We start from the raw sequence: 16,318 nt of genomic DNA, 5'->3' as shown, positions 1-16,318 counted from the left end.
CCTCTTTGTATTAATCGGTAAGATGTAGGAAAGCGGCCCCGCGCATCCCGCCCGCATCACCGTGCCGTGCCTGCTCAATACGCGGCACCCGGGCAACCGGCAGCAGATGACGTGGCAGTCGGTCCGCCAGTTGCGTCGTAATAGCGGTAAAATTCGACAAGCCTCCGCCAATCACCACCAAATCGGGATCGACGATAGTCAGGATATTGCCAAGACACACCGCCAGCAAATCCAGATAGCGTTCAACGTGGGCACGCGCTTGTTCATCACCCTGCTCCCACAGTGCGATAATTTCACGGGCATCCAGCGGTTGATGGTAGTAATGCTGGTACAACCACGCAAATCCACCGCCGGAAAGATAGCTTTCGATGCATCCCAGTTGACCGCATCCACAGCGGCGCAGCGGGAAATCAAAGCCCATCAGCGTCAGCGCATCGACTGGCAAACGAATATGACCAAACTCGCCGGTGATATAGCTGCGTCCGGTAATGGATTTCCCGTTAAGCACCAGACCGCCGCCGACGCCCGTGCCGAGGATCAACCCCATCACGAGCGGATATTGGGTAAACTCGTCATCCCAGGCTTCGGAGAGGGCAAAACAGTTCGCATCGTTGTCCAGACGCACATCGCGGTCAAGGCGAGCGCTGAGATCGGCGCGGAGCGGTTTACCACTGGCGGCAGGAACGTTGGCCGCGTATAGCGTGCCGTCTTCCGTTTCCGGCATGCCAGGAATGCCAATGCCAACCGAACCTTTGACACCAAATCGCTGGTCCGCTTCCGTTACCAGATTGCAGACCGCATCAAGGAAAGCATCGTAGCTGTCACGAGGTGTAGGCACGCGAGTCTCCCATTGCAGACGACGTTGCTTATCAAACACGCCCAGCGCAATTTTGGTCCCGCCGATGTCAAATCCGTAATACATCACCGCTCCTTGATACACGTCATCCTTCAAGATGCCTCTGCGTTGGCTACGCCTTGATGCAGCATGAATGCTTTAGTGTATTATTGTTGTTATTGGCCGCTAAGTACTCTCGCAGGATCAATATTGCTGGCGCGACGCGCCGGATACCAACTTGCCAAAAGACTCAGCACGAGTGCTGTCACCAGCACGTAAATCACATCCAGCCAGTGTAATTCCGATGGCAGGAAGTCAATGAAATAGATATCACCGGACAGGAACTGATGCCCGATAAGCGCTTCAATCCCGTTTATTATCGGCGTCAGTTGCAACGAGACAATCACCCCAATAACGACGCCTATCAGGCTACCGAAAAGCCCCGCCAGCAGGCCGTACCAGACAAAAATGGCACGGATCAACCCATCTTTCGCCCCGAGGGTTCTTAATACCGCAATATCGCCGCTTTTGTCTTTTACCGCCATCACTAACGTGGAAACGATATTAAAACAGGCCACGCCAATCACCAGCACCATCGCCAGATACATAATGGCGCGGATCATTTGGATATCACGATACATATAACCGTAAGTACCGATCCAGCTCTTAATATAAACATAGTTATTGGTGACTTCACCTGCGTCTCGCACCAGTTTATTGGCGTTAAACACGTCGTTAACTTTCAGCGCGATCCCGGAAACACTGGTTCCCATGTCCAGGTATTGCTGCGCATCTTCCATTGGGATCATGGCAAAGCTGTGATCGAGCTGACCGCTCAGTTGCAGGATCCCCGTAACGTGCAAACGCACGCGTTTAGGCTGCTGTAACTTATGATCCGCACTGGCGTTAGGGATCATAATCGACACCCAGTCGCCCTGCTTCACCTTCAGCGCATCGGCAATACCCTTACCAATGATGATTTGTTGCTCACCGGCTTTGAAATTATCCCAGGCGTGGTTTTGCACGAAGGATGGCAGCGCGCTTAAACGCTGTTCCTGTTTTGGGTCAACGCCCTTCACCTGCACCGCGCGTAGGTTCGCCCCACTCTCCACCAGTCCGGTAAAGTTAATATAAGGTGCCGCAGCGACAATACCCGGCACTTTTTGTACCTTGTCGAGCGCTTCCTGCCAGTTATTCCACGGCTGATTTACAGCTTCAATCTCTCCGTGAGGGACTACGGCCAGAATACGGTTGTTAAGCTCACGTTCAAATCCGTTCATGGCGCTTAAACCGACGATCAACACCGCCACGCCCAACGCGATACCAACGGTGGATATCACGGAAATCAACGAAACCATACCGCCACGCCGCCGACCACGACTAAAGCGCAGACCAATCAATAATGATAAAGGCGAAGCCATTACTTAGCTCCCATCAGGCTCAGTTCAGCCGTCAGGCGACCATCGCGCATCTCAAGCTGACGGCTCATCCGCTTCGCCAACTGCAGATCGTGCGTCACCACCAGGAATGCCGTACCCTGAGAGCGGTTCAGCTCACCCAGAAGTTCGAAAATGCTGTCCGCGTTACGCGCATCAAGGTTACCCGTTGGTTCATCTGCCAGAACCAGGCGCGGGTTATTTACCAACGCACGGGCGATGGCCACGCGCTGGCGTTCCCCGCCAGACAGTTCGGATGGGCGATGACTGGCACGATGGTCCAGCCCTACCGCTTTCAACATATCCCGCGCGCGCTCGGTGATTTCAGCCGGTTTTTTCTTGCCGATCAATAGCGGCATCGCCACGTTTTCCAGCGCGGTAAAGTCCGGCAGCAAATGGTGGAACTGGTAAATAAAACCCAGCTTCTGATTGCGCAGTTCCGCTTTCGCCGCCGACGAGAGCTTGCTCATTGGCTGACCGCTAAAAATGACGTCGCCGGAAGTCGGTGTATCCAGCCCGCCTAACAGATGCAGCAGCGTACTCTTACCGGAGCCGGAGCTGCCGACAATCGCCATCATCTCACCTTCGCCGACGCAAAAACTGACATCGTGCAGTACATCGGTCTGCACAGTGCCTTCCTGATAGCGTTTGCACAGGTTGTCGCATTGCAACAGGATCTTATTCATAACGTAAAGCCTCAGCGGGTTGAGTGGCGGCAGCGCGCCAGGAAGGATAAAGCGTAGACAGCAACGCGATGGCCATCGCCACCAGCGCAATAACGATAACCTGCAGCGGCTCGATGGCGACCGGCAGCGCAGCGCCATCCAGAAGCACGCCGATAATGGGCATCAGGTTGTTCAGTTGGCTGGCAAGCAATGCGCCCAGCACAGCGCCCAACAGCGCGCCAATAATCCCGGCACTGGCCCCCTGAACCATAAACACCATCATTATCTGCCGCGGCGTCAGCCCCTGCGTTTGTAGAATCGCCACTTCCCCTTGCTTCTCCATTACCATCAGACCCAGTGAGGTAATAATATTAAAAGCCGCCACCGCCACGATCAGGCTAAGCAGCAGCCCCATCATGTTCTTTTCCATGCGCACGGCCTGGAACAATTCCCCTTTGCGCTCGCGCCAGTCCTGCCATTTAGTACCTTGCGGCAGCGTTTGCTGGCTCAGCGTGTCAACCTTCAGCGGCTCGTTCAGCCACAGACGCCAGCCGGTAATATTACCCACCGGATAGCGCATCAGCCGTGAGGCATCCTGAATGTTGGTTAGCATCTGGTAGCCGTCGACTTCGCTGTTGGCGGCGAAGGTGCCAATTACCGTAAACAGACGCTGGCTCGGCAGACGCCCCATTGGCGTAAACTGACTGGCCGAGGGCACCATCACGCGAATTTGATCGCCACGATTAACGCCCAACTGTCCGGCAAGCTGCTCTCCGAGGATGACATTATACTTACCCGGCTGCAGATCTGTTTGCTTCACATTGACCAGATACGGCGTTAACGGATCTTTTTGCGCCGGATCGATACCCAGCATCACACCGACCGCCACGCTACGCGCACTTTGCAGCACCACATCTCCCGTAGTTATAGGCGCAACGCGGTTGACGCCGTTCAACACCACCGCTTTTTCTGGCAGTTGCTGCGGGTTGAGCGAACCCTGTTCAGACGAGAGAACGGCCTGAGGCATCAGGCCAAGAATATTGTTTTGCAGCTCGCGCTCAAAACCGTTCATCACCGACAACACCGTGACCAGCGCCATTACCCCGAGAGTAATGCCAATGGTGGAGAGCCAGGAAACGAAGCGACCGAAGCGATCTGCTGCACGCCCACGCATATAACGCAGGCCGATGAATAGAGCGACAGGTTGGTACATGAAATCCGTCTGGTTGCTGTTAGCAAAGTCACGAGTATATAAGCGAAAGCGGAATGGGTAAATGACTGAACCGTAAGTGTTCGTCAGCACTATTCCTAAAAGTATAAATAAATCAATCCGCTAAAGTTGTCCCTCCGCCCTTCAGTCCGGGTCCCTGATCTTTATCTTAAAAAAACAAAAAGCAGACAGTTACGCATTACAGCGCGCAGCGGGTTGCGCAGGATGGCAGGCTATAGCAATCAATATGGATACGCCGTCTCAATGAGTAAAAAAGAACTATGGATTAATCAGATCAAAGGGTTATGTATTTGTCTGGTGGTGATTTACCACTCGGTAATCACGTTTTACCCGCACCTCATCACCTTTCAGCATCCGCTTTCAGAGATGCTGAGCAAATGCTGGATTTACCTCAATTTGTACCTGGCGCCGTTTCGCATGCCGGTGTTTTTCTTTATTTCGGGGTATCTGATCCGTCGCTACATCGATAGCGTCCCATGGACAACCTGCGTGGATAAACGGATCTGGAGTATTGCCTGGGTGCTGGTGATCTGGGGGGTAATGCAATGGCTGGCGTTAGTGACTCTCAATAACTGGTTGGCCCCACAGCGCGATCTGAGCCATGCAGCCAACGCTGCCTATGCCGGTTCGATAGCGGGTTTCACCCACGGGATGCTGACCGCCAGCACCAGCCTGTGGTATCTGTATGCACTGATTGTCTATTTTGTACTGTGTAAAATTTTCAGTCGTTGGGCGGTGCCGCTGTTGGCGTTATTTGTGGTGCTGAGCGTGGCTATCAATTTTGTCCCAACGCCGTGGTGGGGAATGAACAGCGTGATTCGCAATTTGCCCTGGTATAGCCTCGGCGCGTGGTTTGGCGCAACGCTGTTGGTGTGGATCAAGGAGGTGCCCCTGCGCCGCCATGCAATCATTTTTCTGGTTAGCGCAATCGCCGCCGTCATCGCGTGGCTGGCAAATGTGTCACTATTGCTTTCTCTTCTTTCCATTGTGCTAATCATGAAGCTGTTTTATCAATTTGAACGCCGCTTTGGCATGCGCGCATCCAGTCCGCTAAGCGTGATTGGCGCCAATACCATCGCCATCTACACCACTCACCGTATTCTGGTTGAACTGTTCAGCTTAACGCTAATCCCCAAAATTAATCATGCCGTCTGGCCTGCATACACGGAGCTGGCCCTGCTGCTGGTGTATCCGTTCGCCTGCCTGCTGCTGTGCACCCTGTTTGGCCTGCTGGTGCGTAAAATCTCACAGAAAACCGTGGCCGATCTGCTCTTTTCCCCACCCTCTTTATCGACCGCCTCGCGCTAACCCCAACGCGCTTTTTGCCCCCATTCGGGGGCGAATCAATTTGCTTATGAGAAACGATCACGGATAATAAAGAACATTGCTTATCAGATGTATATCTAAACGAGATCCTGACAACCGAATGCCTGAACAACATCGTTACACGCTCCCAGCGAAAGCAGGCGATCAGCGCCAGTTGGGTGAGCTTACCGGCGCGGCCTGCGCAACGCTGGTTGCCGAAATCGCCGAACATCACGCCGGTCCAGTGGTACTGATCGCGCCGGACATGCAAAATGCTTTACGTCTGCATGATGAAATTCGTCAGTTTACCGACCAGATGGTAATGAACCTGGCCGACTGGGAAACGCTTCCCTACGACAGCTTTTCTCCTCATCAGGAGATAATCTCCTCGCGTCTCTCCACGCTGTATCAGCTGCCAGCCATGCAGCGCGGCGTGCTGATCGTTCCGGTAAATACCCTGATGCAGCGTGTTTGTCCGCACAGCTATCTGCACGGCCATGCGCTGGTCATGAAAAAAGGTCAGAGGCTTTCGCGCGACGCCCTGCGCGAACAGCTGGACAGCGCTGGCTATCGCCATGTTGATCAGGTCATGGAACACGGTGAATACGCCACGCGCGGCGCACTGTTGGATCTGTTCCCGATGGGTAGCGAGTTGCCTTATCGCCTGGATTTCTTTGATGACGAAATCGACAGTCTGCGTCTGTTTGATACCGACACCCAGCGCACGCTGGAAGAAGTCGATGCCATTAATTTGCTACCCGCACACGAATTCCCGACTGACAAAACGGCCATTGAGCTATTCCGTAGCCAGTGGCGCGATACCTTTGAGGTGAAACGCGACGCCGAGCATATTTACCAGCAGGTCAGTAAAGGCACGTTACCTGCGGGTATTGAATACTGGCAACCGCTGTTTTTCAGCGAAACGCTGCCGCCGCTGTTCAGCTACTTCCCCGCCAATACGCTATTGGTGAATACCGGTGATATCGAGACCAGCGCAGAACGCTTCCAGGCCGATACGTTGTCACGTTTTGAGAATCGCGGCGTTGATCCAATGCGTCCGCTTCTGCCGCCGGAATCCCTGTGGCTACGGGTTGATGAGCTGTTTTCTGAACTTAAACGCTGGCCGCGCGTTCAACTGAAAACCGAGAGTCTGGCGAACAAAGCTGCGAATACCAACCTCGGGTTCCAGAAACTGCCGGACATCGCCGTTCAGGCGCAGCAAAAAGCACCACTAGATGCGTTACGTAAATTTCTTGAGGGCTTCACCGGTCCGGTGATTTTCTCAGTGGAAAGTGAAGGTCGCCGTGAAGCACTTGGCGAGCTGCTCGCCCGCATTAAAGTGGCGCCGAAACGGATATTACGACTCGATGAGGCCGTAGATAACGGTCGTTATCTGATGATTGGCGCAGCTGAGCACGGCTTCATCGATAGCAAACGCAATCTGGCGCTGATTTGTGAAAGCGATCTGCTCGGGGAACGCGTGGCGCGCCGTCGCCAGGATTCTCGTCGCACCATCAATCCGGATACGTTAATTCGTAACCTCGCAGAGCTGCATCCCGGTCAACCGGTGGTGCATCTGGAGCACGGCGTGGGTCGTTATGCCGGGATGACCACGCTGGAAGCGGGCGGTATCACCGGTGAATATCTGATGCTCACCTATGCCAACGACGCCAAACTGTACGTGCCGGTGTCGTCACTGCATCTGATCAGCCGCTATGCCGGCGGTGCAGAAGAGAATGCGCCGCTGCATAAACTTGGCGGCGATGCCTGGTCCCGCGCCCGACAGAAAGCCGCTGAGAAGGTACGCGATGTCGCAGCAGAGCTGCTGGATATTTATGCCCAGCGCGCGGCGAAAGAAGGCTTCGCCTTTAAGCATGACCGTGAGCAGTACCAGCTGTTTTGCGACAGCTTCCCGTTTGAAACCACGCCTGACCAGGCGCAGGCGATCAACGCGGTACTCAGCGATATGTGCCAGCCGCTGGCCATGGACCGCCTGGTATGTGGTGACGTCGGCTTTGGTAAAACCGAAGTCGCGATGCGCGCTGCCTTTCTTGCCGTAGAGAACCACAAGCAGGTTGCCGTGCTGGTGCCTACCACCCTGCTCGCGCAGCAGCACTTCGACAACTTCCGCGATCGCTTTGCCAACTGGCCGGTACGCATCGAGATGTTGTCCCGTTTCCGTAGCGCCAAAGAGCAAGCGCAGATTCTGGAGCAGGTTGCCGAAGGTAAAATCGATATTCTCATTGGCACGCACAAACTGCTGCAAGCGGATGTGAAGTTAAAAGATCTGGGTCTGCTGATTGTCGATGAAGAGCATCGTTTCGGCGTTCGCCACAAAGAACGCATCAAGGCGATGCGCGCAGATGTCGATATTCTGACCCTGACGGCAACGCCAATTCCGCGTACGCTTAATATGGCAATGAGCGGAATGCGCGATCTGTCGATCATCGCCACACCGCCTGCCCGTCGTCTGGCAGTCAAAACCTTCGTGCGCGAATATGACAACCTGGTCGTGCGCGAGGCAATCCTGCGTGAAGTTCTGCGCGGGGGACAAGTTTATTATCTGTTTAACGATGTCGAAAATATCCAGAAAACTGCTGACAGACTAGCGGAACTGGTGCCGGAAGCGCGGATTGGTATCGGCCACGGACAAATGCGCGAGCGCGAACTGGAACGCGTGATGAACGATTTCCACCATCAACGTTTTAACGTGCTGGTGTGTACCACCATTATCGAAACCGGGATCGACATTCCCACCGCTAACACCATCATCATCGAACGAGCCGATCACTTCGGTTTGGCGCAATTGCACCAGCTGCGCGGTCGTGTGGGGCGCTCACACCATCAGGCATACGCCTGGCTGCTGACGCCGCATCCAAAAGCGATGACCACCGACGCGCAAAAACGCCTGGAGGCCATCGCCTCGCTGGAAGATTTGGGCGCAGGTTTTGCGCTGGCGACCCACGACCTCGAAATTCGCGGCGCCGGGGAATTGCTGGGTGAAGATCAGAGTGGTTCCATGGAAAGCATCGGCTTCTCGCTGTATATGGAGCTGCTGGAAAATGCCGTCGATGCGCTCAAAGAGGGGCGTGAGCCTTCGCTGGAAGATCTCACCAGCCAGCAAACCGAAGTCGAACTACGCATGCCGTCACTACTGCCAGATGACTATATCCCGGATGTTAACACCCGACTGTCGTTCTATAAGCGGATTGCCAGTGCCAAAGGTGAAAACGAGCTGGAAGAAATTAAGGTCGAACTGATTGACCGTTTCGGCCTGCTGCCCGACCCGGCTCGTACGTTGCTGGATATCGCCCGTTTACGCCAGCAGGCGCAGAAACTGGGGATCAGAAAGCTCGAAGGTAATGAAAAAGGCGGTACTATTGAATTTGCCGAGAAAAACCACGTTAACCCGGTCTGGCTGATTGGGTTACTGCAAAAACAGCCGCAGCACTTCCGCCTCGACGGTCCAACCCGACTGAAATTTATGCAAGATCTGAGCGAGCGTAAAACCCGAATTGACTGGGTACGCCAGTTTATGCGCCAGCTTGAAGAAAACGCCGTAGCCTAGTGAACAGGCCGGGTGAGCCCCCTCACCCGGCCTGTTGAATTTACAAACTCTTTGCACTTCCCTGCACTTCCCGACACAGCAAACCGCCATAATTCTTGTTTACTTTTACATAATAAAAACCACGTAAAAACAATGGATTTATGGTGATGTTAAACAATAATCGACTCTCTCGCTGGTTAGCGTTTTTTACGCTTGCCGCGACCTTCGCGTTAGCACTTCCGGCTCAGGCAAACACCTGGCCGCTGCCGCCACCGGGAAGCCGCGTGGTGGGTCAGAATGCCGTTCATGTTGTTGAAGACAATGGCGGTTCTCTGGAAGCGATTGCGAAAAAGTACAATGTCGGCTTTCTGGCGCTGCTGCAGGCCAACCCTGGCGTTGACCCTTACGTACCACGCCCGGGCAGCGTGCTGACTATCCCGTTACAAACTCTGCTGCCGGATGCGCCGCGCGAAGGCATTGTTATCAACCTCGCCGAACTGCGTCTTTACTATTACCAGCCGGGGACCAATTCGGTGACCGTGTATCCTATTGGTATTGGCCAGTTAGGTGGTGACACGTTAACGCCAACAATGGTAACCACCATTTCAGATAAACGCGCCAACCCCACCTGGACGCCTACGGCAAACATCCGCGCGCGATACAAAGCAAACGGGATCGACCTACCTGCCGTTGTACCTGCAGGCCCGGATAACCCGATGGGCCATCATGCGATTCGTTTAGCGGCATACGGCGGTGTGTACCTGCTGCACGGAACCAATGCTGATTTTGGCATTGGAATGCGCGTCAGTTCCGGCTGTATTCGTTTACGCGACGGTGATATCGAAACCCTGTTCCGTCAGGTGAAGCCAGGAACCAGGGTCAATATTATCAATACGCCGATCAAAGCATCTGTTGAACCTAACGGCGCGCGCCTGGTGGAAGTACACCAGCCGCTGTCCGAAAAAATCAATGACGACCCGCAGTTGCTGCCGATCGTGCTGAACGCATCCATGCAGACGTTTAAAAATGCGGTGCAAACGGATCCTGCGGTCATGGAACATGCAATGGAAATTCGCTCAGGAATGCCGGTCGATGTGACCCGTCATTACGACGTTGCCCAACAACCGATGTAAACTCTGCACATAAAAAAACCCCCGCTGGATTTTATTCCGCGGGGGTTTTTTATTTAACTCGCAGTGGCATTGCGATGGGTTAAATCTTATTTGTAGATAACTGCAGTCCCGTGAAGGGTGTTAGGACCGGTAACGGAAGTTATACGGAAAGACTTCGCTCCCATCTCATCCGCTTTCTGCGCCAGCTGATCTTCCAGAGAACCTAAGTTAGTCCCCGCATTCGCAGAAATAGTACCGACTTTCTCTTGACCAGCAGGTGTGGCCTGAACTTCAACGGCGGCAAAGCTTGCAAATGACAGTGAGCTAAGAACAGCAGCAACAAACAGAGTTTTTACGTTTTTCATGATAGTGACCTTTAGCAGATGAATGTGTGTCGAAAAGATTAACTTAACGATCGATAGGTAAATCATAGATGTGATCCAGGTCACACGTCAACATTTTTTTATAATGATCGTTAAATAAAACACAAAGACCTTATTTTTCATACTAATAGCTATATATTATTTTTATCGTGAATCCGCTGGAGTGTGCAGTCGAATATTTTTATAATGGTTATTCAATAAACCTAACAAAGGTACATCGGCGCCATGACAACTGAAACGACAGGTTGTGCTAAAAAAAGCCGTGGCCGACCAAAAGTGTTCGACAGGGAAGCCGCGCTTGATAAGGCCATGACACTCTTCTGGCAGCACGGATATGAAGCGACTTCGCTCGCCGATCTCGTAGAAGCCACCGGCGCAAAAGCGCCCACGCTGTATGCAGAGTTCACCAATAAAGAAGGGTTGTTTCGTGCCGTGCTGGACCGCTACATCACCCGCTTTGCGGCGAAACACGAAGCCCAGCTGTTTTGCGAAGAAAAAAGTCTGGAGTCCGCACTGGAAGACTATTTCACCGCCATAGCGACCTGTTTCACCAGCAAGGACACCCCGGCGGGATGTTTCATGATTAACACTTCTGCGACGCTGGCAGCCTCTTCCCGCGATATTGCGCACACGGTGAAATCCCGCCATGCAATGCAAGAACAGACGCTTACCCAGTTTCTTCACCAGCGCCAGCAGCGAGGCGAAATCCCGGCCCATTGCGACGTGCAAAAACTGGCCGAATACCTGAACTGTATTTTACAGGGTATGTCGATCAGCGCCCGTGAAGGTGCAACATTTGAAAAACTGATGCAGATCGCACATACAACCCTGCGGCTTTGGCCCGAGCTCATCAAAGCCTAAGCCTTTCCCGCTTTTCCCCGCTGTATTGACATGACCGGGAGCTGGTACAGCCCCCGGTTAAAACTCCGCGTATTACCCCTACATTCCCTATTGTTTTCATCATCTTATCTGATCATTTTTTGTAAAACATATTGATAACAACAATTATTATCAGCAATATTCGCATTTGATTTAACGCCTGTTTCACAATGTAACCATCGGTTTCTTTACCGCCATAACAAAAACAGATCGACTCTTTTTTAAAAGGAATACAAATGCATAAGCGTCTCTGGGTGCTCAATCCTCTCCTGTTATCTTTAACCCTCCCGGCCATTGCGGCTGAGGAAGATAACCTCATCGTCAGCGCCAACCGTAGCCAACGTACCGTGGCAGAAATGGCACAAACGACATGGGTTATTGAAGGAAGCGAGATTGAACAGCAAGTTCAGGGTGGTAAAGAGTTCAAGGATGTTCTTGCTCAGTTAATCCCAGGAATCGATGTCAGTAGCCAGGGACGCACAAACTACGGCATGAATATGCGCGGTCGCGCCATCGTCGTACTCATTGACGGCGTTCGTCTGAACTCCTCGCGAACCGACAGTCGTCAGCTTGACTCCATTGACCCATTTAACATTGCGCATATTGAAGTCATCTCTGGCGCAACCTCACTTTATGGTGGCGGCAGTACCGGCGGATTAATCAACATCGTCACCAAAAAAGGTCAGCCGGAGCGTGAAGTAGAACTCGAATTGGGGAGTAAAAGCGGCTTCAACAACAGTAACGATCATGATGAACGCGTTGCCGCGGCGGTGAGCGGAGGAACCGATCGTGCTTCCGGGCGCATGTCCGTCGCGTATCAACGGTTTGGTGGCTGGTATGACGGTAATCACGATGCTCTGATGCTGGATAACACCCAAACCGGCCTGCAGCACTCCGATCGTCTGGACGTGATGGGTACCGGAACGATTGAACTTGACGACAACCGTCAGTTGCAACTGGTTACGCAATATTATAAGAGCCAGGGGGATGACGATTACGGGCTGGATCTCGGCGAGAATATGTCAGCCGTGACCGGAAACGGTAAAGCTTATACCAGCAGCGGACTGAATTCCGATCGTATTCCCGGCACCGAACGTCATCTGATCAGCCTGCAATATTCAGATGCGGATTTTTTCGGCCAGAACCTGGTCAGCCAAATCTATTACCGAGACGAATCCCTGAAATTCTATCCTTTCCCGACGCTCAGCAAAGGTAAGGTTACCAGCTTCTCCGCATCACAGCAGGACACCGACCAGTTTGGCGCCAAAATTACCCTCAACAGCCAGTTGATGGATAACTGGGAGCTGACGTGGGGTATCGATGCCGATCACGAGACCTTCGATTCTAATCAGAAATTCTTCGATCTGGCCTGGTCCTTGCCCTCCGGCGGCATGGATAACCGCACCGCTTATACCACCGGGCGTTATCCCGGTTATAGCATCACCAACTTCGCGCCTTTCCTGCAAAACAGCTATGACATTAACGACATCTTTACCCTTAGCGGCGGCGTACGCTATCAATGGACCGAAAACAGGGTTGATGATTTCGTGGGCTATGCTCAACAGCAGGGAATCGCGACCGGGCTTGCGAACTCTGCCGATACCATTCCGGGCGGCAAAACCGATTACGATAATTTCCTGTTCAACGCCGGTATCCTCGCCCACCTGACCGACCGTCAGCAAACGTGGTTTAACTTCTCTCAGGGCGTGGAGCTTCCGGATCCAGGGAAATATTACGGGAACGGCACCTATTCGCTGGTTGGCGATCATTATCAGCTTCAGCGCAGCGTCAACGTGGCGGATTCACGCCTGGAAGGGATTAAAGTTAACTCGTACGAACTGGGATGGCGTTACACCGGCGATAGTCTGCGCACGCAACTGGCCGCTTATTACTCAACTTCGGATAAATCGATCGTTATCAATCGCAGTGATATGACCATTAACGTTCAGCCCGACGATCGCCGGATTTATGGTCTGGAAGGTGCGGTGGATTATTTCATTGCGGATACGGACTGGAGTCTGGGCGGCAACTTTAATGTCATTAAATCGGAAGTGAAACAGAACGGTAAATGGCAGAAATGGGATGTCACTCTGGCCTCTCCGTCCAAAGCAACCGCATGGGTCGGCTGGGCGCCTGAACCGTGGGCATTACGCATACAGAGCCAGCAAACATTTGATCTGACCGATGCCAGCGGTAACAAGCTGGATGGCTATAACACCATGGACTTTATCGGCAGCTATCAGCTCCCGTTGGGTAAGCTGACCTTCAGCGTGGAAAACCTGCTGAATGAAGAGTACACCACGCTGTGGGGACAACGTGCGCCACTGCTGTACAGCCCAACCTACGGTAGCCCGTCACTGTATGAATACAAGGGCCGGGGCCGCACCTTTGGTCTGAACTATGCCTTAACCTTCTGATAAAAAAAGCCCCCCAGCCTGAGCGAATGGGGGGCTAATGTTCAGGATAATGCTATTTTACGCTTTGTTATTCAGTATCAACTGTCCATTATTGTCTAACGGAATTTGCGCGCCGGGATCCTTATCCATGCGGATTTTCCCCTGCTGATCGCCAATTTTGTACGTCACGTCGTAGCCCAGCATTTTTTCGGATTTGTCATACACCGTTTTACAACGCTGCTGCGTGGTGGTGTAAGTATCATTTTCCTGCATCGAACCCTGAATCTGGTTACCTGCATAGCCGCCGCCTAAAGCACCGGCCACGGTGGCAATATCTTTACCTCGTCCGCCGCCAAACTGATGGCCAATAACACCACCCGCAACGGCACCCAGCACGGAACCTGCGATGCGGTTTTCATCCTGTACCGGCTTACGGTGCGTGACCGTCACGTTCCGGCACTCCTGACGCGGTGTTTTCACCGACTCTTTAATCGGTGTTGCAGAGACAACTTGCGCATACTGTGGGCCACGCTCGAAAACGTTCAGACTGGCCACCGCTGCAACACCCAGCGCAGCAGCTACGCCAATCCCTATACCCGCCAACATTGATTTATTCACGGGAGTTCCTCCTTTTTTGCTATTAGCAACAACTTTGCAACAGAAGGTAAGGAATGCCAATCAGATTACGGATGAAAATAGCAGGAGGAGGCACGAACGCAGGATGATTCGGAGAACTCTGAAGGAAGGCGCAGGATGCATAAATCATCCGGCGCCACAAGTCGATATTAATGCAGTTTCAGACGCGGGCGAATCACCCGGTTAATGCTGCCGACCAGCATCATCAGACCGGTCTTGAAGTAGCCATGCAGAGCTATCTGGTGCATGCGATACAGTGAGATGTACACAAAGCGCGCAATACGCCCTTCCACCATCATCGAACCACGGGTCAGGTTACCCATCAGGCTACCCACGGTAGAGAAGTTAGAGAGCGAGACCAGAGAGCCGTGATCTTTGTACTGATACGCTTTCAGTGGCTTGCCGTTCATCTGCGCCAGTATGTTGCTCATTGCGCAGCTTGCCATCTGGTGCGCAGCCTGAGCGCGCGGCGGCACAAAACCCCCTTCCGGGCGAGCGCAGGAGGCGCAGTCACCAATCGCGTAGACATCAGGATCGCGCGTGGTCTGCAGAGTGGTTTCAACCACCAGTTGGTTAATACGGTTCGTTTCCAGACCGCCAATGTCTTTCATAAAGTCTGGCGCTTTGATACCTGCCGCCCACACCATCAGATCGGCTTTAATGTATTCGCCATCTTTGGTGTGCAGTCCGCCTTGATCTGCGCTGGTAACCATCGTCTGGGTCAGTACGCGTACGCCCAGTTTGGTTAATTCATTATGTGCTGCGCTGGAAATACGCGGCGGCAGCGCAGGCAGAATACGCTCACCAGCTTCGACCAGAGTAACGTTCAGAGCGTCGTTGGTCAGCCCTTTGTAACCATAGCTGTGCAGCTGTTTTACCGCATTATGCAGCTCGGCGGAGAGTTCAACCCCCGTCGCACCGCCGCCCACAATAGCAATATTCACTTTGCCGTTAGCGCCCAGATTCGCGGAATACTTCAGGAACAGATTCAGCATCTCCTGGTGGAAACGACGCGCCTGATGTGGGTTATCCAGGAAAATGCAGTTTTCTTTGACGCCTGGGGTGTTGAAATCGTTGGAAGTACTGCCCAACGCCATCACCAGCGTGTCATACGGGACTTTACGCTCAGGAACCAGTAGATCGCCCTTCTCATCGCGCAGCTCGGCGAGAGTAATGGTTTTCGCGTCACGATCGATATCCACCACCGACCCCAACTGGAACTGGAAACCGTGGTTACGGGCATGCGCCAGATAGCTCAGCGCATCCACACCTTCGTCCAGGGAACCTGTCGCCACTTCATGCAGCAACGGTTTCCATAAGTGGCTGTGGTTTCTGTCCACCAGCGTGATTTTGGCCTTTTTCTTGCGTCCCAGCTTTTTACCCAGTTGTGTCGCCATTTCCAGTCCGCCAGCACCGCCGCCGACAATCACGATCCTTTTCAATGGTGTAGTCAACGTGACCCCCTCAAATTTATTAACCAATTGTTAATTAAAAGTTATGAGCATAACCTTTAATTAACAACAAGTTACGATAATGAAAATGTTCTTCGAGAGTGAGAATAACACGAACGGTGCATTGGTCATACCAAAATTGATATGTATCAAGTTTTGATGCTGAAAAGATAGACAACCGGAACTTTAAGAACAAAAAAACCAGCCCGATGGCTGTAATGCCAGTCAGTTAGCGCCTCAGTTTCAGAAAGCTTCAACCTGTGCTGACCGAGGTAAAGAACATGCTATCTCGGAGGAAAAGTTCCGTTCACCTCATGCTCATCATTTCTCTGAAGCACCGATTCCTGTGAACGTGTAAAGGGCATTCTCCGCCACGCCCTTTACAATCCCGGCTCCCGGCAGGAAAATTGTTGCTGCGCAATACCCTCCGCTTATTCCTCCA

Annotated in this window: 12 protein-coding genes; 5 read left to right on the top strand and 7 right to left on the bottom strand. The window is 52.8% G+C overall.

What is annotated here, in order from left to right:
* Positions 1 to 10: 10 nt before the first annotated feature.
* The 4 genes from nagK to lolC all read right to left on the bottom strand — a co-directional run bounded on the left by nagK (position 11) and on the right by lolC (position 4,149).
* On the bottom strand, positions 11 to 922 hold the full coding sequence (gene nagK, locus LA337_09035; GenBank protein UBI17815.1) for an N-acetylglucosamine kinase: 912 nt from the start codon (positions 920 to 922) through the stop codon (positions 11 to 13).
* An 89-nt stretch (positions 923 to 1,011) separates the two neighbouring features.
* Positions 1,012 to 2,256: a lipoprotein-releasing ABC transporter permease subunit LolE gene (gene lolE, locus LA337_09030; protein ID UBI17814.1), complete on the bottom strand. Its 1,245-nt coding sequence runs from the start codon at positions 2,254 to 2,256 to the stop codon at positions 1,012 to 1,014.
* Positions 2,256 to 2,957 (bottom strand): lipoprotein-releasing ABC transporter ATP-binding protein LolD, encoded by a 702-nt coding sequence (lolD, locus tag LA337_09025; GenBank protein ID UBI17813.1) that lies wholly within the window; start codon positions 2,955 to 2,957, stop codon positions 2,256 to 2,258. Before lolD ends, lolE begins: the two co-directional genes overlap by 1 nt.
* The gene (lolC, locus tag LA337_09020; GenBank protein UBI17812.1) at positions 2,950 to 4,149 is read right to left on the bottom strand and encodes a lipoprotein-releasing ABC transporter permease subunit LolC; all 1,200 of its coding nucleotides are present in this window, start codon (positions 4,147 to 4,149) and stop codon (positions 2,950 to 2,952) included. Before lolC ends, lolD begins: the two co-directional genes overlap by 8 nt.
* Before the next feature lie 261 nt (positions 4,150 to 4,410).
* On the opposite strand from lolC, the gene LA337_09015 reads away from it, so the two are divergent.
* The 3 genes from LA337_09015 (at position 4,411) to LA337_09005 (ending at position 10,152) form a co-directional block, all read left to right on the top strand.
* Positions 4,411 to 5,475, top strand: coding sequence for an acyltransferase family protein (locus LA337_09015; GenBank protein UBI17811.1), 1,065 nt, complete (start codon positions 4,411 to 4,413; stop codon positions 5,473 to 5,475).
* Between the two features lie 118 nt (positions 5,476 to 5,593).
* Entirely contained in the window at positions 5,594 to 9,040 is a 3,447-nt protein-coding gene (gene mfd, locus LA337_09010) for a transcription-repair coupling factor (GenBank protein UBI17810.1), read from the top strand.
* Between the two features lie 146 nt (positions 9,041 to 9,186).
* A complete protein-coding gene (locus LA337_09005; protein ID UBI17809.1) occupies positions 9,187 to 10,152 on the top strand; it encodes a L,D-transpeptidase family protein in 966 nt (321 codons plus the stop codon).
* Between the two features lie 86 nt (positions 10,153 to 10,238).
* On the opposite strand, the gene bhsA is transcribed toward LA337_09005, so the two are convergent.
* A complete protein-coding gene (gene bhsA, locus LA337_09000) occupies positions 10,239 to 10,496 on the bottom strand; it encodes a multiple stress resistance protein BhsA (protein ID UBI17808.1) in 258 nt (85 codons plus the stop codon).
* Positions 10,497 to 10,739: 243 nt separating this feature from the next.
* Here bhsA and comR point away from each other — a divergent pair, with 243 nt between their 5' ends.
* The gene (gene comR / locus LA337_08995) at positions 10,740 to 11,375 is read left to right on the top strand and encodes a TetR family copper-responsive transcriptional repressor ComR (GenBank protein ID UBI17807.1); all 636 of its coding nucleotides are present in this window, start codon (positions 10,740 to 10,742) and stop codon (positions 11,373 to 11,375) included.
* Between the two features lie 254 nt (positions 11,376 to 11,629).
* The gene (locus LA337_08990) at positions 11,630 to 13,810 is read left to right on the top strand and encodes a TonB-dependent siderophore receptor (GenBank protein ID UBI17806.1); all 2,181 of its coding nucleotides are present in this window, start codon (positions 11,630 to 11,632) and stop codon (positions 13,808 to 13,810) included.
* A 57-nt stretch (positions 13,811 to 13,867) separates the two neighbouring features.
* On the opposite strand, the gene LA337_08985 is transcribed toward LA337_08990, so the two are convergent.
* Positions 13,868 to 14,407, bottom strand: a complete 540-nt coding sequence (locus tag LA337_08985) for a glycine zipper 2TM domain-containing protein (protein ID UBI17805.1) — start codon at positions 14,405 to 14,407, stop codon at positions 13,868 to 13,870.
* 167 nt (positions 14,408 to 14,574) lie between these two features.
* Complete coding sequence (gene ndh / locus LA337_08980) at positions 14,575 to 15,879, bottom strand: NADH-quinone dehydrogenase (protein ID UBI17804.1); 1,305 nt, start codon at positions 15,877 to 15,879, stop codon at positions 14,575 to 14,577.
* Between the last annotated feature and the right edge of the window lie 439 nt (positions 15,880 to 16,318).

Source organism: Citrobacter europaeus (genome assembly GCA_020099315.1).
In the GTDB taxonomy this organism is placed as follows: Bacteria; Pseudomonadota; Gammaproteobacteria; order Enterobacterales; family Enterobacteriaceae; genus Citrobacter; species Citrobacter europaeus.
Note: the sequence above shows the minus strand (reverse complement) of the source record. Positions and strands in the feature narration are given on the sequence as shown.

Excerpts from the sequence above, each read along its gene's own strand:
- nagK (UBI17815.1), bottom strand. The coding sequence starts at position 922 with ATGTATTACGGATTTGACATCGGCGGGACCAAAATTGCGCTGGGCGTG.
- lolE (UBI17814.1), bottom strand. The coding sequence starts at position 2,256 with ATGGCTTCGCCTTTATCATTATTGATTGGTCTGCGCTTTAGTCGTGGT.
- lolD (UBI17813.1), bottom strand. The coding sequence starts at position 2,957 with ATGAATAAGATCCTGTTGCAATGCGACAACCTGTGCAAACGCTATCAG.
- lolC (UBI17812.1), bottom strand. The coding sequence starts at position 4,149 with ATGTACCAACCTGTCGCTCTATTCATCGGCCTGCGTTATATGCGTGGG.
- LA337_09015 (UBI17811.1), top strand. The coding sequence starts at position 4,411 with ATGAGTAAAAAAGAACTATGGATTAATCAGATCAAAGGGTTATGTATT.
- mfd (UBI17810.1), top strand. The coding sequence starts at position 5,594 with ATGCCTGAACAACATCGTTACACGCTCCCAGCGAAAGCAGGCGATCAG.
- LA337_09005 (UBI17809.1), top strand. The coding sequence starts at position 9,187 with ATGTTAAACAATAATCGACTCTCTCGCTGGTTAGCGTTTTTTACGCTT.
- bhsA (UBI17808.1), bottom strand. The coding sequence starts at position 10,496 with ATGAAAAACGTAAAAACTCTGTTTGTTGCTGCTGTTCTTAGCTCACTG.
- comR (UBI17807.1), top strand. The coding sequence starts at position 10,740 with ATGACAACTGAAACGACAGGTTGTGCTAAAAAAAGCCGTGGCCGACCA.
- LA337_08990 (UBI17806.1), top strand. The coding sequence starts at position 11,630 with ATGCATAAGCGTCTCTGGGTGCTCAATCCTCTCCTGTTATCTTTAACC.